This window comes from Pseudomonas sp. Teo4 (assembly GCF_034387475.1).
GTDB lineage: Bacteria > Pseudomonadota > Gammaproteobacteria > Pseudomonadales > Pseudomonadaceae > Aquipseudomonas.
The window spans coordinates 1,551,445-1,570,026 of sequence record NZ_JAXCIL010000002.1; the positions used below are offsets into that span (position 1 = coordinate 1,551,445).

16 protein-coding genes and 1 tRNA gene are annotated in these 18,582 nt (G+C 62.0%); 2 read left to right on the forward strand and 15 right to left on the reverse strand.

Going from position 1 to position 18,582, the window contains the following annotated elements; translation table 11 throughout:
- Window positions 1-54: 54 nt before the first annotated feature.
- Window positions 55-978, reverse strand: a complete 924-nt coding sequence (locus PspTeo4_RS23390; protein WP_322366176.1) for a LysR family transcriptional regulator — start codon at window positions 976-978, stop codon at window positions 55-57.
- A gap of 210 nt (window positions 979-1,188) precedes the next feature.
- On the opposite strand from PspTeo4_RS23390, the gene PspTeo4_RS23395 reads away from it, so the two are divergent.
- Both PspTeo4_RS23395 and PspTeo4_RS23400 read left to right on the forward strand, forming a co-directional pair.
- Window positions 1,189-2,469: an aspartate aminotransferase family protein gene (locus PspTeo4_RS23395; RefSeq protein WP_322366177.1), complete on the forward strand. Its 1,281-nt coding sequence runs from the start codon at window positions 1,189-1,191 to the stop codon at window positions 2,467-2,469.
- Window positions 2,470-2,636: 167 nt separating this feature from the next.
- Window positions 2,637-2,795: a YqaE/Pmp3 family membrane protein gene (locus tag PspTeo4_RS23400; protein WP_009681539.1), complete on the forward strand. Its 159-nt coding sequence runs from the start codon at window positions 2,637-2,639 to the stop codon at window positions 2,793-2,795.
- Window positions 2,796-2,919: 124 nt separating this feature from the next.
- Here the strand turns inward: PspTeo4_RS23400 and PspTeo4_RS23405 are convergent, their stop codons facing one another.
- From PspTeo4_RS23405 to PspTeo4_RS23470, 14 genes are all read right to left on the reverse strand, one after another.
- Window positions 2,920-4,722 carry a S9 family peptidase gene (locus tag PspTeo4_RS23405; protein WP_322366178.1) on the reverse strand — a complete coding sequence of 601 codons (1,803 nt, stop codon included), beginning with the start codon at window positions 4,720-4,722 and terminating at the stop codon, window positions 2,920-2,922.
- A complete protein-coding gene (pqqE, locus tag PspTeo4_RS23410) occupies window positions 4,709-5,869 on the reverse strand; it encodes a pyrroloquinoline quinone biosynthesis protein PqqE (protein ID WP_322366179.1) in 1,161 nt (386 codons plus the stop codon). The genes PspTeo4_RS23405 and pqqE overlap by 14 nt, the downstream gene beginning before the upstream one ends.
- Complete coding sequence (gene pqqD / locus PspTeo4_RS23415) at window positions 5,841-6,116, reverse strand: pyrroloquinoline quinone biosynthesis peptide chaperone PqqD (RefSeq protein WP_322366180.1); 276 nt, start codon at window positions 6,114-6,116, stop codon at window positions 5,841-5,843. The genes pqqE and pqqD overlap by 29 nt, the downstream gene beginning before the upstream one ends.
- Window positions 6,113-6,868, reverse strand: a complete 756-nt coding sequence (gene pqqC, locus PspTeo4_RS23420) for a pyrroloquinoline-quinone synthase PqqC (RefSeq protein WP_322366181.1) — start codon at window positions 6,866-6,868, stop codon at window positions 6,113-6,115. Before pqqC ends, pqqD begins: the two co-directional genes overlap by 4 nt.
- A 127-nt stretch (window positions 6,869-6,995) precedes the next feature.
- Window positions 6,996-7,907: a pyrroloquinoline quinone biosynthesis protein PqqB gene (gene pqqB, locus PspTeo4_RS23425; protein WP_322366182.1), complete on the reverse strand. Its 912-nt coding sequence runs from the start codon at window positions 7,905-7,907 to the stop codon at window positions 6,996-6,998.
- A gap of 78 nt (window positions 7,908-7,985) precedes the next feature.
- The gene (gene pqqA, locus PspTeo4_RS23430) at window positions 7,986-8,057 is read right to left on the reverse strand and encodes a pyrroloquinoline quinone precursor peptide PqqA (RefSeq protein WP_008365141.1); all 72 of its coding nucleotides are present in this window, start codon (window positions 8,055-8,057) and stop codon (window positions 7,986-7,988) included.
- A gap of 163 nt (window positions 8,058-8,220) precedes the next feature.
- Window positions 8,221-10,506: a pyrroloquinoline quinone biosynthesis protein PqqF gene (pqqF, locus tag PspTeo4_RS23435; protein ID WP_322366183.1), complete on the reverse strand. Its 2,286-nt coding sequence runs from the start codon at window positions 10,504-10,506 to the stop codon at window positions 8,221-8,223.
- A gap of 271 nt (window positions 10,507-10,777) precedes the next feature.
- Window positions 10,778-11,572, reverse strand: coding sequence for a carbon-nitrogen hydrolase family protein (locus PspTeo4_RS23440; RefSeq protein ID WP_322366184.1), 795 nt, complete (start codon window positions 11,570-11,572; stop codon window positions 10,778-10,780).
- Window positions 11,573-11,586: 14 nt separating this feature from the next.
- Entirely contained in the window at window positions 11,587-13,269 is a 1,683-nt protein-coding gene (locus tag PspTeo4_RS23445) for an NAD(P)/FAD-dependent oxidoreductase (protein WP_322366185.1), read from the reverse strand.
- 160 nt (window positions 13,270-13,429) lie between these two features.
- The gene (locus tag PspTeo4_RS23450; protein ID WP_322366186.1) at window positions 13,430-13,744 is read right to left on the reverse strand and encodes a transcriptional regulator; all 315 of its coding nucleotides are present in this window, start codon (window positions 13,742-13,744) and stop codon (window positions 13,430-13,432) included.
- The gene (locus PspTeo4_RS23455) at window positions 13,722-13,994 is read right to left on the reverse strand and encodes a hypothetical protein (protein ID WP_416196974.1); all 273 of its coding nucleotides are present in this window, start codon (window positions 13,992-13,994) and stop codon (window positions 13,722-13,724) included. The genes PspTeo4_RS23450 and PspTeo4_RS23455 overlap by 23 nt, the downstream gene beginning before the upstream one ends.
- 138 nt (window positions 13,995-14,132) lie before the next feature.
- Entirely contained in the window at window positions 14,133-14,594 is a 462-nt protein-coding gene (locus PspTeo4_RS23460) for an Lrp/AsnC family transcriptional regulator (RefSeq protein ID WP_322366187.1), read from the reverse strand.
- Between the two features lie 108 nt (window positions 14,595-14,702).
- Window positions 14,703-14,779 (reverse strand) — tRNA-Ile (locus tag PspTeo4_RS23465).
- A 16-nt stretch (window positions 14,780-14,795) separates the two neighbouring features.
- Window positions 14,796-18,539: an EAL domain-containing protein gene (locus PspTeo4_RS23470; RefSeq protein ID WP_322366188.1), complete on the reverse strand. Its 3,744-nt coding sequence runs from the start codon at window positions 18,537-18,539 to the stop codon at window positions 14,796-14,798.
- Between the last annotated feature and the right edge of the window lie 43 nt (window positions 18,540-18,582).

Sequence of the window (18,582 nt, forward strand, 5' to 3'; positions counted from 1 at the left end):
GGGAAACAGTCTGGAAAACCCCGCTTCGGCGGGGTTTTCTTTGTGCGCGTGTTTTTACCCGAGCACATCCAGGGGCGAAGTCCCCAGCTGGCGCGCATCGGTCTCTTCTTCCAGCAGCGTGCGCAGCAACTCCACTGACGCCTGCTGACGCTGTGCGTCGCGAAAGACCAGGCCAACCTTCAGCGGCACGCGGGGCTCACTGAGGGGTTTCCACAGCAGGCCTTGGTCGTCCTCGGCGGCCTCCTTGGCTCGCCCCGGCAATATGGTCGCCAATGCGGTGTGCGCCAGGCTGTCGAGAATCCCGGCCATGTTGTTCATTTCGGCCTGAACCTGCGGTCGGCGGCCCTGGCTCGCCAGTTGTTCCTTCCAGATCTGGCGGATCTGGAACTCTTCCCCAAGCATCAGCATCGGCAACTCAGCAGCCTGTCGGATGGACACCTTCTTGAAGTCCTTCAAGGGGTGGGTGTCCGGGATGACCAGTTGCAGTTCATCTTCGTACAGCAGCAAACCATGCAGCCCAGGCTGGCGGGGTGGCAGGTAACTGATGCCGATATCCAGGCTGCCGTTGAGCAGGCGCCGTTCAATCTCCAGCCCCGACAGCTCGTAGATCTGCACCACCAGGTGGGGTTGTGCCTTGCGCACCCGTTCCAGCAGACGCGGCACCATGCTTGGCCGCACGGTCTGCAGCACGCCGATGGCCAGCGTACGCAGGGACTGCCCTTTGAAGTTGCGCATGGCCTCATGGGCCCGCTGCAGGCCGTCGAGCAAGGGCAGGGCATGGTTGTACAGGGTATGGGCGGCCAGGGTCGGCAGCAGCCGCTTGTTGCTGCGCTCGAACAGGCTCAGGTCGAGGCTGTGTTCCAGTTGCCTGATCTGCTGTGACAGCGCGGGTTGTGACAACGACAGGCGTTCGGCGGCACGGCCCACATGGCCTTCTTCATACACCGCGACGAAATAACGCAGTTGGCGAAAATCCATAAGTGATACTTATCGAAAAAGCTGGAAAAACGGAATGGCTTCAGCAGCCTGCGAAGCCTAGTCTATCGCCGTATTCCAGCAGGTTACAGCGCTGATTAAGGCGATTGTTACCTCGGATGAAAAACACTTTTGATAGGCAAGGCAAAATATCAAGCGCCGGCGTTTCGACCGGACCCTGCCCGCCCTTTACCGTGATTGGTTGGAGCCCCGATGAACCTGTTCAACCTGCGCCGTTCGGCCCCTGCCGCGGTCGCCGAGCCCAAGCGTGCGCCGGTGATCGTGCCGGATGCGCCGCAGTTGTCCCGTGAGCGTCTGATGCCGACTAGCGAGCGTGCCCCGCAGGTGTTCGTCAGGGGCCAAGGCTCCTGGTTGTGGGACAACGAAGGCCATGCCTATCTGGACTTCACCCAAGGTTGTGCGGTCAATAGCCTCGGTCATAGCCCCAGCGTGCTGGTCAAAGCCTTGGGCAACCAGGCCCAGGCGCTGATCAACCCAGGTTCGGGGTTCCATAGCCGTGGTTTGCTGGCGTTGGTCAACCGACTGTGCCAGAGCACCGGCAGCGACCAGGCTTACCTGCTCAACAGCGGTGCCGAAGCGTGTGAAGGGGCAATCAAGCTGGCGCGTAAATGGGGCCAGATGCATCGCAACGGTGCCTATCACATCATCACAGCCACGCAAGGGTGCCACGGCCGTAGCCTGGGCGCGCTGTCAGCCTCCGACCCGCTGCCGTGCAACCGCTGCGAGCCGGGCCTGCCAGGCTTCAGCAAAGTGCCATTCAATGACCTGGCGGCGCTGCATGCCGAGGTGGATTCGCGCACCGTGGCGATCATGCTCGAGCCCATTCAGGGCGAGGCAGGCGTGATTCCAGCAACGCGGGAGTATCTGCAGGGTGTCGAAAAACTCTGCCGCGAGCTGGGCATCCTGCTGATCCTCGATGAGGTGCAGACGGGCATCGGTCGCTGTGGCGCGCTGCTGGCCGAGCAAACCTATGGTGTGCGTGCCGACATCGTCACCTTGGGCAAAGGCCTGGGCGGGGGCGTGCCCCTGGCGGCATTGCTGGCACGCGGTACAGCCTGCTGCGCCGAACCAGGCGAGCTGGAAGGCAGCCACCACGGCAATGCACTGATGAGTGCCGCAGGCCTTGCCGTACTGGATACCGTGCTGGAGCCGGGCTTCTTCGAACAGGTCCAGGACAGTGGCCGTCATCTGCGCGATGGGTTGAGCCGCCTGGCCGGCCGCTATGGTCAGGGCGAAGTGCGTGGCCAGGGCCTGTTGTGGGCGTTGCAGTTGCAGGAGGACTTGGCTCAAGACCTGGTCCAGGCCGCCTTGCACGAGGGCTTGCTGCTCAATGCGCCCCAGGCTGATGTGGTGCGCTTTTCGCCAGCGCTGACCGTGAGCAAGGGCAACATCGACGAGATGCTTCTACGTCTTGCCCGCGCCTTCGCCAGGCTCCATGCGCAACAGCAAAACCGCCGCGAGGTGCCGGCCTGACCGGTAGTCGCGACTCACCCGATTTTCAACGAACCGTCTCGCGTTTCTGCGCATCGCCCTTGGCCAGCTTCATTTGGCTCGGGGCGTTTTTTTTTGCCTGGCGTTTGCTGTGGAACCTCTGGCTGGCGCGGCTAGTCTCTGTTGAAACCCCTTCAGGAGAGATTCACATGGACTTCATCCGCATCATCATCGCGATCATTCTGCCGCCCTTGGGCGTGTTCCTGCAGGTGGGGTTTGGCGGAGCGTTCTGGCTAAATATCCTGCTGACCTTGCTGGGGTACATTCCGGGAATCGTGCATGCGGTGTACATCATCGCCAAGCGCTAGCCTGTCAGGGCCTCATCGTCGCGGTTCGTCGCCACGACAAGCCGGCTCCCACAGAACCGCGTTGATCTTCAGATCACTGTAGGAGCCGGATTGCCGGCGATTGGGCTGCAAAGCAGCCCAGGTCTCACAACCCCAGCACCCGGCAATAGAACTTCCACTCTTCCTCCAGCGCATGCGCCAGGTTCTGCGCATTGCGAAACCCATGGCGCTCGCCTGCGTAGAAATGCCCCTCGGCCTCGACGCCATTGGCCTTCAAGGCCGCCAACATCGATCGAGTCTGCTCTGGCACCACCACCGCATCCAGTTCACCCTGGAAGAAAATCACCGGTGCCTTGATACCTGCTGCATGCAGCAGCGGCGTGCGCTGGCGGTAGCGCTCGGCATCCCGTTGCGGGTCGCCGATCAACCAGTCCAGGTAGTCGCCTTCGAACTTGTGCGTGGCGCGGCCCAGCGCAACGGGGTCACTGACGCCATACAGGCTGGCCCCGGCGCGGAAGACATCATGGAAGGCGAGGGCGCACAACGTGGTATACCCACCTGCGCTGCCTCCTCGAATGAACGCCTTGCGCGCATCGATCAGCCCCTGCCCAGCCAGATGCTCTACGGCTGCGCAGGCATCTTGCACATCGCATTCGCCCCAGCGCAGGTGCAGGGCCTGGCGGTAAGCCCGGCCATAGCCGCTGCTGCCCCGATAGTTGAGGTCGGCAACCGCAAAGCCACGCTGGGTCCAGTACTGGATGCGCGGGTCGAGCACCGGGTAGCAGGCTGAAGTCGGGCCGCCATGTATGAACACCACCAGTGGCGTCGGGCCTTGCACATCAGAAGCCGGGTAGAAGAAGCCATGGGCGATTTCGCCAGCGCTGTCGTAGTGGATCGGCTGAGGCAGGCTGACACGTTGGGGCGGCAGTACTTCGGCGCCACCTGCCAGTACGTGCACCTGGTGGGTATGGCGGTCGATGGCGACCACCGCTGGTGGGCTGACCGGGGACGCAGCGATGGCATAGAGTTGATCGGCATCCATGGCCAGGCTGCGAAAGCGCGTATAGGCGCTGGCGAAACGTTCGACCTGGTTACCCGGCGTACGTAGCCCCAGCTGCCCGAAACCATCTTCAAACCAACTGGCCAAGTAGCTTTGCGGCCCCATTGCCAACCAGCTGCTGGCGCCGAGTTGCCAAGGCGCGGCAGCGTGGTCGGCCGGTTCAGCGGGCAGGGCCTGCCAGCGGTCATTGACCTCGCCCCAGGGCTGCCAGAAGCCGTTACGGTCGGACAGGCAGTACAAGCGGCCTTGTGTGTCGAAGCGTGGTTGCTGCAGGGACTCGTCGCCTGCCACCACACACCGTGTCGGCCCCCAGACGCCGTCGGCATCCTGTTGGCGCTGCATCAGGCGGGTACGGGTCCAGGGCTGGGCAGGGCGGTCCCACTCGACCCAAGCCAGGCGCGTGCCATCGTCACTCAGGGTGGGGGATGCGTAGAAGTCAGCGCCTTCGGCGAGGACTTCACGGGTTCCCTCGCCGAGCGCAACCAGGCAGTGCTCGACACTCGTACCACGGCGCTCTTCGACGGCCAGCACCTGGCCGGCATGCCATAGCAGATCACCGTAGCGGCATTCCGGGTTCTGGGTAATCGGGCGAGGTGTAGCGCCCTCCAAGGCCTGGGTATAGATCTGTTGATCCTGCTCGTTGACGAACAACAGCCCGTCGCCCCCCAGGCAGAAACTGCCGCCGCCATACTCATAGACCCGGCTGCGCACACTGAAACCATCGGGTGTGAGGCAGTGCGCCTGCTGGTCGCGCCAGTGCCAGATACGGCAGGCGCCATCGGCCGGGCGGAATTCGTTCCAGAACAGCCCCGCCTCACCGACCTTGAGTTCGGCAAAGTCGGTGCTGGCAGCCACCGCCTGGGCGGCACTGAACTCAGCCACGGGCAATCACACGGGAGTTGCGCGCATTGCGGAAAGTCATCTGCTCGATTTCCAGTTGGGCTGTTTCAGCCTCTTCACGGGCCTTCAGAATGATGCCGTGGTCGGCCGACTTGGCGCACACGGGGTCGGCATTACTGGCATCGCCGGTAAGCATGAATGCCTGGCAGCGGCAGCCTCCGAAGTCTTTTTCCTTCTCGTCGCAGGAGCGGCAGGGTTCTGCCATCCACTCGTAGCCGCGGAAGCGGTTGAAGCCGAACGAGTCGTACCAGATGTGGTGCAGGTCATGGTCACGTACATTGGGGAACTGCACCGGCAACTGTCGGGCGCCGTGGCACGGCAGGGCGGTGCCGTCCGGGGTGATGGTGAGAAACAGGCTGCCCCAGCCGTTCATGCAGGCCTTGGGGCGCTCTTCGTAGTAGTCGGGGGTGACGAAGATCAGCTTGCACGGGTTGCCCTGGGCCTTGAGCTTGTCCCGGTACTCGTTGGTGATGCGTTCGGCGCGTTCGAGCTGGTCGCGAGTCGGCAGCAGGCCCAGGCGGTTGAGGTGCGCCCAGCCATAGAACTGGCAGGTGGCAAGCTCCACAAAGTCGGCTTCCAGCGCGATGCACAGTTCGATGATGCGGTCGATCTTGTCGATATTATGCCGGTGCGTGACGAAATTGAGCACCATCGGGTAGCCGTGGGCTTTCACCGCGCGGGCCATTTCCAGCTTCTGCGCGAAGGCTTTCTCAGAACCGGCTAACAGGTTGTTCACCTGCTCGTCACTGGCCTGGAAGCTGATCTGGATGTGGTCCAGGCCAGCTTTCTTGAAGTCGGCGATGCGTGCTTCGGTCAGGCCGATGCCCGAGGTGATCAGGTTGGTGTAGTAACCGAGCCGGCGAGCCTCACCGATCAGCTCGGCAAGGTCCTGGCGCACCAGCGGTTCACCGCCGGAAAAACCGATCTGTGCGGCTCCCATTTCGCGGGCTTCGGCCATCACCTTGAACCACTGCGCGGTAGTCAGCTCCTGGCCCTGGGCGGCGAAGTCCAGCGGGTTGGAGCAGTACGGGCATTGCAGCGGGCAGCGGTAGGTCAGTTCGGCCAACAGCCACAACGGCAGGCCGACCTCGGGTGTGGGCGGCAACTCAGGCGAAGACGATCCAGTGTTCGGCACGGGCCACCTCCATGAACTGCTCGATGTCGTCGGCTACTTCCGGGACACCGGGGAACTGCTGCTCGAGTTCGGCAATGATTGCCGCCACGTCGCGCTGACCATCGATCAGGCCACCGATAAGCCCAGCACTTTCGTTGAGTTTGATCATGCCTTCGGGGTACAGCAATACGTGCCCCTTCTGTGCTGGCTCGTACTGGAAACGGTAGCCGGGGCGCCAGTTCGGCACCAGCTTGCGATCGAAACTCATAGGGCGATTCCCTTGTGCCAGACCCGCTCGCGGGTGACGGAATGGTAGGGCGGGCGGTTCAGCTCGTAGGCCATGCTCATGGCGTCGAGCATGCTCCAGAGGATATCCAGCTTGAACTGCAGGATCTCCAGCATACGCTCCTGGCCCGCGCGGGTGGTGTAGTGCTGCAAGGTGATCGCCAGGCCGTGCTCGACATCGCGTCGGGCCTGGCCAAGGCGCGTACGGAAGTACTCGTAGCCGGCCGGGTCGATCCACGGGTAGTGCTGTGGCCAGCTGTCCAGGCGCGACTGGTGGATCTGCGGGGCGAACAGTTCGGTCAGCGAGCTGCTGGCCGCTTCCTGCCAGCTGGCGCGGCGGGCGAAGTTGACGTAGGCGTCCACGGCAAAGCGCACGCCGGGCAATACCAGTTCCTGGGAGCGCAGCTGGTCCGGGTCCAGGCCCACGGCCTGCCCCAGACGCAGCCAGGCCTCGATGCCACCGTCCTCGCCGGGCGCACCATCGTGGTCGAGCAAGCGCTGGATCCATTCACGGCGTACTTCGCGGTCAGGGCAGTTGGCCAGGATCGCAGCATCCTTCATCGGGATGTTGATCTGGTAGTAGAAGCGGTTGGCCACCCAGCCCTGGATCTGCTCGCGGGTGGCGCGGCCTTCGTACATCGCCACGTGGTAGGGGTGGTGGATGTGGTAATAGGCGCCCTTGGCGCGCAGGGCCTGCTCGAACTCGGCAGGGGACATCGGGGTTGTATCGCTCATTCAGCGTACTCCAGAAACAGCAGGGCCTCTGTGGGAGCTGGCTTGCCAGCGATCACCGGCGAAGCCGGTGCCATGTAGCGCGGTACCTGCATCGCCGGCGAGCCGGCTCCCACAGAAAGCGCGTGCCTCACAGTTCGATGCTCATGCCGTCGTAGGCGACTTCCACACCACGGCGCTCCACCTCGGCCCGTTCCGCTGAGTCTTCGTCCAGGATCGGGTTGGTGTTGTTGATGTGGATAAGCACCTTGCGCTGACGCGGGAAGCCATCCAGCACCTCGAGCATGCCGCCTGGGCCATTCTGTGCCAGGTGGCCCATCTCGCGGCCGGTACGGGTACCGACGCCGCGCCGTTGCATTTCATCATCCTCCCACAGCGTGCCATCGACCAGCAGGCAATCGGCGCCGTGCATCATCGCCAGCAGCTTGTCGTCCACCTGACCAAGCCCAGGGGCGTAGAACAGCTTGCCGCCGGTGCGGGTGTCTTCGACCAGCAGACCCAGGTTGTCGCCCGGGTGCGGGTCGAAGCGGTGCGGGGAGTAGGGCGGCGCAGCGCTGCGCAGAGGGAAGGGGGTGAACTTAAGGTTCGGGCAGGCTTCGATCACGAAACTGCCTTCAAGCTCGATGCGGTTCCACACCAGGCCACCGTTCCAGTGGCTGAGCATGTTGAACAGCGGGAAGCCGGTGGTGAGGTCCTGGTGGACCATGTCGGTACACCAGACCTGGTGCGGGCAACCTTCGCGCAGGCTGAGCAGGCCGGTGGTGTGGTCGATCTGGCTGTCGAGCAGGACGATTGCATTGATGCCGGTGTCGCGCAGGGCACGGGCCGGCTGCATGGGCGCAAAGGCCTGGAGCTGGGCACGGATGTCTGGTGAGGCGTTGCACAGGATCCAGTGCTCGCCGTCGTCGGACAGGGCGATGGATGACTGGGTGCGTGCTGTGGCGCGCAGGCTGCCATCGCGGTAGCCCTTGCAGTTGGCGCAGTTGCAGTTCCACTGCGGGAACCCGCCACCGGCGGCTGAGCCGAGAATCTGGATGTACATGGTTACTCTCTACCCGAAAAAGCGTATCCGAAAAACGAAAACGCCCCGGCGGGCCGAGGCGTCGAACCGCGACTGGGCTTAGCGGCTGGCGAAGTACATGGTCACTTCGAAGCCGATACGCAGGTCAGTGTAAGCAGGCTTGGTCCACATGGGTTTGCTCCTTCCGGGTGGGTTGAGGTTGTCAGTTGGCAGGTAGGTTGCCGCCCTGCTTGGACGGCGCCATAAACTGAGATTGCGCTATCTTACAAGAAAAATTTGTACCGAAAGGTTAATTCTTCGAAAAGCGCCGTTGCAGTCTGCGTAACAATCCACCTCAGGCTTGCTGCCAGGTTTCATCCGGTGGCGCTGCATTGGCCAGGCAAAGCCAAGCAGCATCAGGGTTTGAGCAAGCATGCAGCAGATCGTCCAGGTCGCTTTGCTGTGTCTGCAGGATAGACCACCGTAGGTCGGACAGTTCTCTCGAATGTGTAGCCAGATGTGCCTGCCAGGCCCACTCGACCACCTCGGCGTTCACCATGTTGGGTTCGCAGAACTGCGCCGCCAGGGCTTGGCGAGCGTTGGGGTCAAGCTGCACGCCTTCAAGCAGGAGGTGCTTGAGGTGGTCAAGAATTTCGTCATGGGAGGCATGCGGCGATTGCACGCCAAACAGCAGCCCGTTGATGCCTTCGATCTGACGGAAGGCGCTGAACACTGCGTAGCCCAGTTGCAACTCTACGCGCAGGCGCTGGTACACCGGCCCTTGCAGCAATTGGGCGAGCAATCGACCGGTGGCTTCATCTGCGGTTTGAAGAGGGCAGAACAGCAGCAGGGCATTTTCACTGCCCGCTATTTCAGCGTGATGCCAGCGGCGACGGGCCCACAGTCTTGGCTGTTCGGGTACCGAGCCGTTGCCTGGACATGCTTGCAGAGCGGCACCCAACCCCTGCAGCCCGTCATCATCGAGACCCACCGCCAGGCCATGCCACGGTGCGTGCTGCCATACGCCATCAAGTTGCAGTTGGTCGAGTACGCAAGAAGGCAGAGGCTCTGGTTTCGCTGGCTGCAGGACGTCCGGCAGTTGCTTGAGCAATGCCCGGATTGGGATCAAAGCAGGCTCTGGTTGCGGCCTGACTTGCCAGCTGTCGGGGTTGCGCAGCTGTGCCAGTGCTTGCTCGACGGTGCGGATCACTGCCGCAGGCAGCCCACTGGCACGTAATTGCCAGCATTCGCCTGATGCATCGAGGTGCAGCTGTACGCCGGCTCGCTCGGCACGTTCTTGCAAGGGTTTCAGCGCCTGTACAAGCAGGCCATGCAGACGCTCGCGCAGTGGCGATTTAATGCACCAACGCAGGTAGACGGCGGCGAACTGGCGTGTGGCAGGGAGTTCGTTGCTGACGGCCAAGGCCGCTGGCAGTGATCCGCGGCCAGCGGGCAGCTCGGTAATCGACAGCACGTCGGTCTCTGGCAGATGCCATTGGCCTTGGTTGCGCCATGGAAGGTTGTCGAGCAGTGCACGAAGCGCAAGCAGCCCGTTGTCGTCCAAGGCTGAAAAGGGTTTACCGGCACTGTCCCGGCGCGCCAGTTCAAGGGCGCTGGCAAGCTGTTCGCGGCTCTGCTGCAGGAGGGCAAACTCGGCGTTGAGTTGTCCGCTATCGGCTTGGCGAATGAAGCCGAACCAACCTTGCAACATGGCATTGGCCTCATCGGCGCTGGCAGATGCGCTGAGCTGCAACTCGATATGCCAAAGCAATTGTCCCGCGTAGGCGTACAGCGTCTCTGCCTTGAACCCTTGCAGCCAGCTGCGCTGGCGCAACGTTGCAAGCCAGCCACCGGGACGGGTGTCGCTTAGCAAGGTAACCAGCAGGTCGAGCGCCTGTTCAGCACCATCGCCCAAAGCTTCATGGGCGAATGTCATGGACCTAGCGGTGGCCGATAAGGCTGGAGGCGGACTCTGCCGTACCTTTTCTCCAGAAGCGAACTGGCTGCCGTATAGCTTGCCTAGCTGCTCCAACTCATCCAGCGTCTGTGGGCCAGTCAGGCTCAGGACCATTTGACCGCCCTGGTAGAAGCGCTGGTGGAAGCCTCTCAGTGCCTGCTGAAAGTCAGGGCTTTGCAGGGCGAGGGTATGCCGGTTACCGGCATGAAAGCCGCTTAGCGGGTGGTACGGCGACACCTCTTGCAGCAGGCTGAACTGGCGCTGGGCCTCAGGGTTGCGCGACCAGGCGATGAATTCAGCGTGGATGACTTCACGTTCGCGGCGCTGGCGCTCGATGCCCAGGTCAGGTTCGGCGAGCATCTGGCACAAGCGCTCCAGCCCACCGGCCAGAGCAGTGGTCGGCACCTCTAAGAAAAAGTCCGTGGTGCGTTCCCGTGTGCTGGCGTTGACCTGTCCGCCAAGCGTCTGGACATAGCGCATCAGGCCGTCGTTCAGCGGGAAGAGGGTGGTGCCCAGGAAGAACAGGTGTTCCAGAAAGTGGGCAAGGCCCGGCCAGCGAGGTGGTGCGTCGTGGCTGCCAGCGTGAACCCGCACGGCGGCTGCCGAACGCTTCAGGCGCGGGGCGTGGCGCAGAGTGAGCTGCAAGCCGTTGGTGAGGGTGAGGTGGCGGATGGCGTCAGGCATGGGAACTCCGGGGCAGGTGTTCATGCTAACCCATTTGTATTGCCTGGCCGGGCCTCATCGCCGGCAAGCCGGCTCCCACAAGGACCGCGCAGATCTTGAGATCACTGCAGTACCTGTGGGAGCTGGCTTGCCGGCGATGAGGCCGGTACAGGCAGCGCAAGACAGTTGCTCCCACAGGTACTGCAGTGGTTTTGAAGACGGTGCGGTCCATGCGGGAGCCTGCTTGCCGTAGCGACGAACCGCGGCGATTGGGCCGCATGGCGGCCCCTCGTCAGCTGCTGCGCGAATGCAGGTCCTGGCGCAGATCTGCCAGATACGGAAACGCCTCCCGTCCCAGTGTCACCCGCTCATGCGCAAGCTCAGCCAGCAACAGGCATTCATCATGCCCAGCCACGGCCAACTGGCTGCCATCCGGCCCAACGATGCTGCTTTGCCCGCAATACTTGATCTCGCCTTCGGCACCGCAATAGTTGGCATACACCAGATAGCACTGGTTCTCTTGTGCCCGAGCCCGCACGGTCACTTGGCAAACGAAGTCGTAGGGTTCCATGTTCGCCGTAGGCACCAGAATCAGATCGGCACCCGCCAGCGCCAGGCGCCGCGCATTTTCCGGAAACTCGATGTCGTAGCAGATCAGCATGCCGACCTTCCAGCCCTCCAGTTCGACCACCGGAAAGTGGTCGGGGCCGGCGCTGAACATGGAGCGGTCCAGCTCGCCGAACAAGTGTGTCTTGCGGTAGTTGCTCAGGCTGCTGCCGTGGGCATTGATCAACTGCACGCTGTTGTAGATGGACCCGTCATCGGCACGCTCCGGGTAGCCGTACACGATGGCGATGCGGTGGGCCTGGGCAATCTCTACCACGCTCATGGCCGACGGCCCATCAGCGGCTTCGGCGAGGTGTTCCACCTGTGCCAGTCCGATGTTGTAGCCGGTCAGAAACATCTCCGGGCACACCAGCAGTTGCGCCCCTCGCTCGGCCGCCAGCTGCGCCTGGTGCTGCAGCCGTTCAAGGTTGCCGGGCACGTCCAGTGGCTTGGGCGTGCCCTGGAACAGAGCAATGCGCATGGCGCCTCCTTGTCTCAGTCGGCCAGGGCGATGGGACCGATTTCATCGAATACATCGCCAGGGCCTGGGTTGTCCGGGTGGGTGCTGCCACCGAAGTGGCTCATGATACCCCACACCGCATTCAGCGAGGTCTGTACCGCGCCCTCGACCCAAGCGGGGGTCCATGAAACGTCGTCGCCGGCGATGAACATGCCACGTTGCTCGGCAGGCATGTCCTGTTGCATGAAGTGCGCGTACATGCGCTGGTTGTAGCGGTAGTGCCCCGGCAGTGCCCCTTTGAACGCCCCCAGGAAGTGCGGGTCGGCCTCCCAGGAAATGGTGATCGGGTCGCCGATGATATGCCCGGCGATGTCGGTCTTGGGGTAGATCTTCTTCAGCGCATCGAGGGCCAGCTGTACGCGCTTTTCCACCGGGTGTGGAAGCATTTTCAGGGCGTCGCTCATCCAGGCGTAGGACAGGCAAATCACCCCAGGCTTGTCGTCTCCGTTGTCGAACAGATACGTGCCCCGGGTCAGGCGGTCGGTGAGGGTCATGCTCATCAGGTCGCGGCCGGTTTCCGGGTCTTTGTCCTTCCAGAACGGGCGATCGACCATGACGAAGGTTTTTGACGACTGCATGTAGCGTGTGCGGTCCAGTGCCATCCACATCTTCTGCGAGAACAGCGACTCTTCGCAGTCGATCTGGGTGGTCAGCAGCCAGCTCTGGCAAGTGGCGAGCACAGCGCCGTAGTGGCGGGTATCGCCCCAGTTGTCGGTGACGGCCAGGCGGCCATCGGCGGCGCGGGCAATGCGTTTGACCCCAGTGCGCGGCGCGCCACCGTGCAGCGCGCTCAGGCTGGTGCCCTCTGGCCAATGGGCACAATGCTCCGGAACATGACGCCAGATGCCCTGAGGCACTTGTTCTACACCGCCGACAATCAGGTGCTGGTGGTCGTCGCAGTTGGTCATCACCACCCGGAAGATTTCCAGCATCGAGTTGGGGAAGTCCGAGTCCCAGCCGCCGGTGCCAAAACCGACTTGGCCGAACACTTCGCGGTGCTGGAAGCTCAGCTTGGCGAACGAGCGCGAGGTGGCGACGAAGTCGTAGAAGGTGCGGTCGTCCCACAGCGGCACCAGTTTGTTCCACAGTTCTTTGAGGCGTGGTACGTCGCGGTCGCGGATGGCTTGCTGGATATCGGCGAATTGGGCGCCGCTTTCCAGTGCGTCGGCCCAGGCGTCAGCTACCTCGTGGAACAGCGCAGGAAGGTCGGTTGCCTTCTCGGCGTAGTAGGTCTGGCCTTCCAGGTCGATCACCGTGCTACCCGAGGCAGAGGTCAACGGGTTAGGGAAGGGTTTGGTTTCTAGGCCCAGCTTGTCCACGTAGTGATAGAAGGCTGTGGACGACACTGGAAAACGCATGCCTCCCAGCTCGGCGATGATCCCGTCGGTACCGTTGAACGGCTGCGAGCGCAGCCGGCCACCCAGCTTGGAGGCTTCGTACACCACCGGCTTGAGGCCAAGTTTCATCAGCTCGTACGCCGCCACCAGGCCAGCGATGCCGGCACCGACGATAGCGACTTCCTCGCCATGGCGCTCAGCCGGAATGCTGCCCAGGCCAGCGGGGTGTTCCAGCCAGTTGTCGAAGGCAAAAGGGAAGTCTGGGCCGAAGATGGTGATGGGTTGCTTGCCGTCGGCGGGGTGGCGGTTTTTCTTGTTCATAAATGACCTTGCCAGAGGGCTGCGCAGGGGGCGGAGCCTGAGTATAGGAGATGGCTGGTGGTCATTTTATGAAGCGGGGTGTTCGTAATTAAGATGCAGAGTAGTGGCGAAATGTGTTTTTTATCGTCGTAATGTCGTCATGATGGATGCTTATGACGAATCAGTTCAGGGCTGCCAAGTGCTCCACTGTCTCTGGAAATTTTTGCACCAGTCGAATCAGCGCAACCGCCTGGGCGTTGGGTCTGGAGCGGCCCTGTTCCCAGTTTTCCAATGTGCGGGCGTTAGTACGCAGGTAGTTCGCAAACAGCGCTCTAGACATGTTGAGGCGATGGCGAAGCTCTACCAGCTCGCTAGGTTCCAGTGGAGTGAGTGACTGGAAAGCCACCTTGTGTGAGCGCAGCGTCATCTTGTCTGTGCGCTCATCAGCCAGGGCGTCGAAGCCTTCAGTGAGTTCAGTGAAGAGGTTGCGGGGCATGGGGAGTCCTCATGAGTTGTTCGCGTTCGAGCAAGTTCTTCAGCGCTTGCCGCTGCAGATCGGTCAATTCGTCCTGCATGTCCTTTCCGTACAAGGTGAATAACCAGAACTGCGCGCCGGTCAGCCAGTAGTAGATGACACGGATGCCGCCGCGCTTGCCCTTGTGCCGCAGAACGTCAGAGAAACGAAGCTTTCTGAGGCCTGGTTCCTTTGATGACGTCGCCTGCATGTGTGTACGGGTCACCCACATGGGTTACACAAAAGTTCACTCACATAGGTGACAACACCTCGCCGCTCTGCGCTAGCGTGAGTGATTTGCAGGGTGTAACGCTTGTAGGAAGCTTCCGAAAAGTTGCGAAGGCTGATGTACCGCTTGCAGGAAGCCTTCCTAGATCGGCTGTCCGCGATCGACCTTGCTGCTGAGGATGATCGACGTGGTGGTTTTCTCCACCCCATCGACGCTGCCAATCTGGTCGAGCAACTGGTCTAGCTGTTCTGGCGAATCGCTGCGCAGCCAGGCCACATAGTCGAACTCGCCGCTCACCGCACACAGCTGCTGCACTTGGCCCATCGCACTCAAGCGCCGCACCACTTCCTTGCCGGAACGTGGCTGCACCTTGATGCCCACATAGGCCTGCAGGCCACCGCCGACCAAGCGCTGGCCAAGACGCACGCCGTAGCCGGTGATGACCTTGTTCTTCTCCAGACGCTCCAGCCGCGAATTGACCGTGGTGCGGGCGATGCCAAGCTGGCGGGCGAGGGTGGCGACGCTTTCGCGGGCGTTGATCTGGAGGAGGGCGATCAGCTGGCGGTCGATTTCGTCCAGGGCGATGGCGCGGGAGTCCGGCATGGTGGATCTCTACGATGGGTGCGTTAGCCTAGCCACCCTGAGGCAGAAAGAGCAAGGCTGCACAGTAGGCACAAAAAAGCCGCGGCTGATGCGCGGCTTTATCGTATTTGGTGGGCCCACACGGACTCGAACCGTGGACCAAAGGATTATGAGTCCTCTGCTCTAACCGACTGAGCTATAGGCCCTCAGAAGGTGGGCGGATTATAACGAGGGTTTTGAAAGCGTGCCATCCGAAAGATCGGACAGTGCTATGCGAAGAAACGTAGCAGCGAACTCTTCCGGAGAAAGGGGCAGGCTTACGATGTAGCCCTGAATCTGTTCACAGCCTTCATTGGCCAGGAAACGTTGCTGGGCCTGGCTCTCCACGCCTTCGGCAATGATGGTCAGCTGCATGCTGCGGCCGAGGGCAATGATGGCGCGGGCGATGGCGGCGTCGTGGGGGTCGTCGGGCAGGCCGCGGATGAACGACTTGTCGATCTTCAGGATGTCCAGAGGCAGGCGCTTGAGGTAGCTCAGCGAGGAGTAGCCAGTACCGAAATCATCGATGGCCAACTGAACGCCCAGTTGCTTGAGCTGGTGTAGCACGGCCAGGGCTTCCTCGGCCTGGCTCATGATGAAGTTCTCGGTGATCTCCAGTTGCAGGTCGCCGGCTTTGAGTTGGTAGGTCTTGAGCAGGCTTTCTATGCGTTTGGCCAAACCAGGGTGGCGTAGCTGGGCGCCAGCCAGGTTGATCGACAGTGGACCGAAGGCGCTGTAGCGCTTCTTCCAGGCGTGCATCTGCCGGCAGGCCTGTTCCAGCACCCAGTCACCCAGTTGCAGGATGGTGCCGTTTTCCTCGGCCAGATGAATGAAGTGCTCTGGCGGGACTTCACCGAAAGTGGGGTGGCTCCAGCGAAGCAGGGCTTCGGCGCCGACCAGGCTTTGGGTCTTGAGGCTGAACTTGGGTTGGTAGCTAAGGCTCATCTCGTTGCGTTCGATGGCGCGCCGCAGTTCGTGCTCCAGGGCAATACGCTCGCTGGCCTGGACCGTGAGGTCGCGGGTGTAGGCCTCGACACGGTTGCGGCCCTTGGCCTTGGAGCGGTACATGGCTGCGTCGGCGTTTCGAATCAGTGTGGCGACGTCGGTGCCGTCCTGTGGATAAAGGCTGATGCCAATGCTGGCGCTGGTGAAGAATTCATGTTCTCCCGCTTGGAACGGCGCGTTGAAGCAGGCCAGCAACTTGTTGGCGATGGCGCTGGCGTCGCTGGGCTTGTGCAGGCCTGGAAGGAGGATGATGAACTCGTCGCCACCCAGGCGCGCCACGGTGTCGACGTCCCGTACCTGTTCCTTGAGGCGCTGTGCGATACCTTTGAGCAGCAAGTCGCCGACTGGGTGGCCGAGGCTGTCGTTGATGTGCTTGAAGCGGTCCAGGTCAAGGAACAGCACCGCACCCTGGCGGTTGGAGATTTGCGCGCAGGTCAGCACAGCTTGCAGGCGGTTCTCGAACAGGGCGCGGTTTGGCAGGCCAGTCAGCGGGTCGTGGTGGGCCTGGTAGTCGAGCTTGGCCTGGGCGTGCTTGAGGCTGGAGATGTCAGCAAATACTGCGACGAAGTGGGTAATTTCGTTGTCGCTGTTACGCACGCCGCTGATGGTCAGCCAGCCCGGGTACAACTCGCCGTTCTTGCGCTTGTTGTAGATTTCGCCTTGCCAATGGCCCTCGGCGGTAAGCTGGTGCCACATGGCGGCGTAGAAGGCGCTGTCATGCTGGCCGGAAGCGAGCAGGCGCGGAGTCTGGCCTAGGGCCTCAACCTCGCTGTAGCCGGTGATCTCGCTGAAGGCGCGGTTAACCGCACTGATGCGCTGGTCGATGTCGGTGATCAGCACGCCTTCGGCGGTGTTTTCGAACACGGTGGCAGCCAGTTGCAGCTTTTCCTGCATCAGGTGGCGTTCGGTGATGTCGCGGGCGATGGTCAGCATGCAATCGACGCCGGCAATCGGCAGCGGCCGCGCAGAGAGCTCGCAAAGGCGTATCTGCCCATCGCTTCGACGAATCAGGCAGCTGAAATCACGAACGAAGCCATCACGGTTGAGTAGCTCGATCAGGCGCTTGCGTTCGTTCAGGTCCACCCAGATACCAAGGTCCAGGGATGTCTGGTCGATGGAGGGGGTGAAGTCGTAGCCGGTGAGACGACAGAAACCCTCGTTGACCTCGATCAGCAGGCCATCGCTCTGGCGCGACAGCAGCAAGCCGTCAGGAGAGGCGTGGAAGGCTTTGGCGAACTTCTCTTCCGAGGTTTGCAGCTGTTGTTGTGTTTCCTTGAGTTGGCTGATGTCGCGCACCGCCACTACCAATGCCTGGGTGCCGTCGAGTTCGAAGGTTTCGGCCGATGTCAGGCCGGTGAACAGCTGGCCGTTGCTGCGTCTGAAGCTCATTTCCAGGTTGCGGATTCCGCCTTGGTGCAGGCGCTCGAGCAGCAGTGGTCCGGTACCGTCGACGCCCCACAGGTTCAATTCGGTGGCGGTGCGGCCGATCACCTGGCCCGGCGGAAGGCCAATCTGTTCCTCGAAGGCTTCGTTGACCTCCAGCAGGCAGCCGTCGCTGTGGCGGGCGATGAGCAGGATGTCGGGGCACTGTTGGAAGACCGAAGCGAATTTTTGCTCGGACAGGCGCAGGGCGTCTTCGGTCCGTTTGGTTTCGCTGATATCGATCATCAGCCCGCGCATCAATGGTCGATGGCCGTGTTCGATCATGCTGACGATATTGCGGATCCACACTGGCTGCCCGTCGGCCCGCATCACCCTGTAATCCAAGCTGTGGTCACGGCCTGCAGCGGTTTCGCTTTCGCTGAACGCCTGGGCCCACAGGGCGTCCTCGGGGTGAAGGATGCTGCGCCAGAAGCCGGGCTTGAGCCAGTCGTGCAGCGGGTAGCCGAGCAGGTCTTCGGCATGGGGCGAAACGTAGCTGTAGGTGAAGTCGTTGGCGTCGGCTTCCCAGGCAATCGCCGACAGGCTCTCGACCAGACCACGATAGTGGTATTCGCTGCTGCGCAGTTCCTGTTCCAGGGCAATGCGCCTAGAAATTTCAGAACTCAGCCGGCGATTGATGCGGATCACTGCGGCAAGTATGGCCACCAGCACCATAACGCCCGGCAGGCCGTAAAGCAGCATGTCGTGCCAGAAGGTGCGCTGGTCGACCACATTGCCAACCCAGCGTTGCTGAATCTGATTGATCTCGCTGCTGGACATGTCGGCCATGACTTTGTCGAGGATGCCAACCAGGATTTTTTTATCCCTGGGGGCGGCCATTGCCAGCTGGTAGCGATAAGGCGTTTCGCCGCTGACGTACAGGCCGTCGAGCTTCAGCTGGCGCAAGCTCCAGATGCTTGAGGCCAGGTCGCCGACGACTGCATCCACTTCGTCGGTGGCCAAGGCCTGTAATGTCGAGCTGACGTTGGGCATGGCCACCAGGTTGAGGTCCGGGTGGTGCGTGCGCAGCAGTTCGTGGGGTGCGTAGTTTTCCACCACGGCGATCTTCAGGCCGTACAGGTCCTTAAGCGTGCGGGGCTGGGGGCCGCCTTCGTGGGCAAGGATGACAATGGGGAAATCCAGGTACGGGCGGGTGAAGGCCAGGTAGGTCTGGCGTTCTGGCGTGGACATGATGCCAGGTAGCAGGTCTATGCGACTGGTTCGCGCCTGCTCCAGCACTTCGGTCCAACTGCTGGGCTCGACTGGTTTGAGCGCTACCCCAAGGCGCTCCTGAATCAAGGCGATGTAATCGGCGGCCAATCCCTGGTATCTGCCCTCCTGGTCGCGGAACTCGAAAGGTGGCCAGGAAGCATCGACACCCAGCCTCAGCTGCGGGTGGGCAGCTAGCCAGGTCTTTTCCTCGTCAGTCAGGGTCAGGGCGCCGGCCGTTGTGTTCCAAAGGATAAGGAGCAGCAACAGAATGGCCGGCATCAAGGGCATAGCGGCCTCGCATTCAGGTGGTCTGAAGTCGAGTGTAGACGGG

Excerpts from the sequence above, each read along its gene's own strand:
- PspTeo4_RS23390 (WP_322366176.1), bottom strand. The coding sequence starts at position 978 with ATGGATTTTCGCCAACTGCGTTATTTCGTCGCGGTGTATGAAGAAGGC.
- PspTeo4_RS23470 (WP_322366188.1), bottom strand. The coding sequence starts at position 18,539 with ATGCCCTTGATGCCGGCCATTCTGTTGCTGCTCCTTATCCTTTGGAAC.
- PspTeo4_RS23450 (WP_322366186.1), bottom strand. The coding sequence starts at position 13,744 with ATGCCCCGCAACCTCTTCACTGAACTCACTGAAGGCTTCGACGCCCTG.
- PspTeo4_RS23440 (WP_322366184.1), bottom strand. The coding sequence starts at position 11,572 with ATGCGCATTGCTCTGTTCCAGGGCACGCCCAAGCCACTGGACGTGCCC.
- pqqB (WP_322366182.1), bottom strand. The coding sequence starts at position 7,907 with ATGTACATCCAGATTCTCGGCTCAGCCGCCGGTGGCGGGTTCCCGCAG.
- PspTeo4_RS23445 (WP_322366185.1), bottom strand. The coding sequence starts at position 13,269 with ATGAACAAGAAAAACCGCCACCCCGCCGACGGCAAGCAACCCATCACC.
- pqqD (WP_322366180.1), bottom strand. The coding sequence starts at position 6,116 with ATGAGTTTCGATCGCAAGCTGGTGCCGAACTGGCGCCCCGGCTACCGT.
- pqqF (WP_322366183.1), bottom strand. The coding sequence starts at position 10,506 with ATGCCTGACGCCATCCGCCACCTCACCCTCACCAACGGCTTGCAGCTC.
- pqqC (WP_322366181.1), bottom strand. The coding sequence starts at position 6,868 with ATGAGCGATACAACCCCGATGTCCCCTGCCGAGTTCGAGCAGGCCCTG.
- PspTeo4_RS23460 (WP_322366187.1), bottom strand. The coding sequence starts at position 14,594 with ATGCCGGACTCCCGCGCCATCGCCCTGGACGAAATCGACCGCCAGCTG.
- PspTeo4_RS23455 (WP_416196974.1), bottom strand. The coding sequence starts at position 13,994 with ATGTGGGTGACCCGTACACACATGCAGGCGACGTCATCAAAGGAACCA.
- PspTeo4_RS23395 (WP_322366177.1), top strand. The coding sequence starts at position 1,189 with ATGAACCTGTTCAACCTGCGCCGTTCGGCCCCTGCCGCGGTCGCCGAG.
- PspTeo4_RS23400 (WP_009681539.1), top strand. The coding sequence starts at position 2,637 with ATGGACTTCATCCGCATCATCATCGCGATCATTCTGCCGCCCTTGGGC.